Source organism: Acidovorax sp. KPB24-07 (assembly GCF_057543315.1).
On the sequence record NZ_BAAJYS010000555.1, the window covers coordinates 1 to 1,779 of the forward strand.

Annotated in this window: 5 protein-coding genes; 4 read left to right on the top strand and 1 reads right to left on the bottom strand. The window is 49.9% G+C overall.

Features of this window, described 5'->3' with window-relative positions:
• The 3 genes from AC27IQ_RS23755 to AC27IQ_RS23765 form a co-directional block, all read left to right on the top strand.
• Positions 1 to 203: RHS repeat-associated core domain-containing protein (locus AC27IQ_RS23755; protein WP_487091030.1), on the top strand; the 203-nt coding region annotated here is incomplete at its 5' end.
• A 22-nt stretch (positions 204 to 225) separates the two neighbouring features.
• Positions 226 to 729: a hypothetical protein gene (locus AC27IQ_RS23760; protein WP_487091031.1), complete on the top strand. Its 504-nt coding sequence runs from the start codon at positions 226 to 228 to the stop codon at positions 727 to 729.
• Positions 726 to 1,127, top strand: a complete 402-nt coding sequence (locus AC27IQ_RS23765) for a hypothetical protein (RefSeq protein ID WP_487091032.1) — start codon at positions 726 to 728, stop codon at positions 1,125 to 1,127. Before AC27IQ_RS23760 ends, AC27IQ_RS23765 begins: the two co-directional genes overlap by 4 nt.
• 90 nt (positions 1,128 to 1,217) lie before the next feature.
• Here AC27IQ_RS23765 and AC27IQ_RS23770 read toward each other — a convergent pair whose 3' ends face one another.
• Positions 1,218 to 1,406, bottom strand: coding sequence for a hypothetical protein (locus AC27IQ_RS23770; protein ID WP_487091033.1), 189 nt, complete (start codon positions 1,404 to 1,406; stop codon positions 1,218 to 1,220).
• Positions 1,407 to 1,458: 52 nt separating this feature from the next.
• Here AC27IQ_RS23770 and AC27IQ_RS23775 point away from each other — a divergent pair.
• Positions 1,459 to 1,779 (top strand): hypothetical protein (locus AC27IQ_RS23775; protein ID WP_487091034.1); only part of this gene is annotated, 321 nt, incomplete at its 3' end.

Here is a 1,779-nt window from a genome sequence, read left to right on the forward strand (position 1 = left end):
TCGGGCTGGTGGATGGCAACGGAGAGAAGGCCGGCGAGATCACCTGGGCGGCCAGCTATGGCGCCTGGGGAGATGTGCAGGAGGAATACAACCCGCACCGGATCGAGCAGAGCATCCGGCTGCAGGGCCAGCAGATCGATGCCGAGACCGGGCTGCCATTACAACTCCGCTTCAGGTACTACGACCCTCACCTGGGGCAGTAGCATCACGCAGGATCCCATTGGATTGGGGGGAGGAATCAACTTATATCGTTACGTTGAAAGACCAACTACTTATATTGATCCATTGGGCTTGACAGGAAATGCTCACCAACGCGCCGTTAAACGCGGTGAGGTGAATAGACAGGCATCAATTGATGCGCAGACTGCTGGGATGCTTGAGGCGCCCAGTCATCCACTGGACAAGGTTTATGATGTGGTTAATCCGAACGAAAAAGTTTGGAAACAAGCGAGTCCTTATGACTACACACAATATTGCAAAAAATGGAGCAAAAATAAGTTAACTTGTCAGTCTGGAGATAAAGAGCCCGGCAAAGATGTTAAAACTCCTTCAGATTACATACCGGAAGAATCGATGTGGAAAAGTTCTGAAATCCCAAAGGGATACGAATGTGATACGCCTGTGTACTTTAAAGATTTGCAAGAAAGAGGCGCGGCACCTACTGCGGATACTGATGATATTATGGATTTGGCAAATAAAATGAGGCAACGAAGAGGATCTCGAAAATGATTAAATCGATATGTTTTGCAATTATTTTTTTGATTTCTTTTGATGTCAAGGCGGAGAAATTTCGCAATGATATCGATTGTTCTGCCATGTTTTCGGAGGATTATATTTTTGCAAGATTCCCTGTGTTAAATCCAAAAAAAATATGGCAATGGAACGTTGTTGAAAGGACTGTCGAACGTCCTGAATACGCGTGGATTGCAGAAACTGGAAAATATAAAAATGGTAAATTTGAAGGTGATGGATTCGCTTTTTCATCACTAATTGGATCAGTTGATTTAAAAAATACCTCGCCCCAACAAGGGAGTCTCGGTGATTTGATAAATGCGACCAAAAAAAATGCTTTTTTTTACAAAAAAAATCGCCGCACTATCTGGATGAGCAAAAGAAGGATAAATTAAATCATTTAAGTATAATCCGGGCAAAAATTGTCGATGATGATGCCGTAATGATGATGGTGGTGGACAAGCTGGCAACAGATGAGGGTAAATCTAGCAATCCAACACATATGAAATTGACAGCAATATTTCCCGATTTAAAATATTCTTATACTTGTACGCCAAAAATTGAACTGATAAAAATGAAATAGTTATGAAAGCGAGAGCATCGATGCCCTGAACCAGCGCACGCGCCACCAGTACGACGGCGCGGGCCAAGAGCGACGGGCGCGGCAGGTCCACCACCCGGGTGTGCAAGGAAGGCCGGGCAGGGGCTGGGCGCGGCTGGACGCCGGTGGCGCGCTACCGCTACGACGCGTTCGGGCGGCGTCTGGGCAAGACCGTGGTTCGCGAAGGACATCAGGAGAGCACCCACTACGGCTGGGACGGCGACCGTCTGGTGCACACGCAGGATGGGCAAGGCATCCGGCAACACGGTGTACGAGCCGGCCCAGCTTCGTGCCAGTGCTGCAGCTGCAGCGCAGGGCAGGGGGCCAAGGATGCGGTGCAGTTTGCTGATGGGCCGGGCGCGCAGGCGGCGAAGAGCCACGGATGCGGCGGACAGCTTCGCGGCCATGCCGCGGGCGCAGCGGGAGATGGTGCAGGCGGCGCTGAA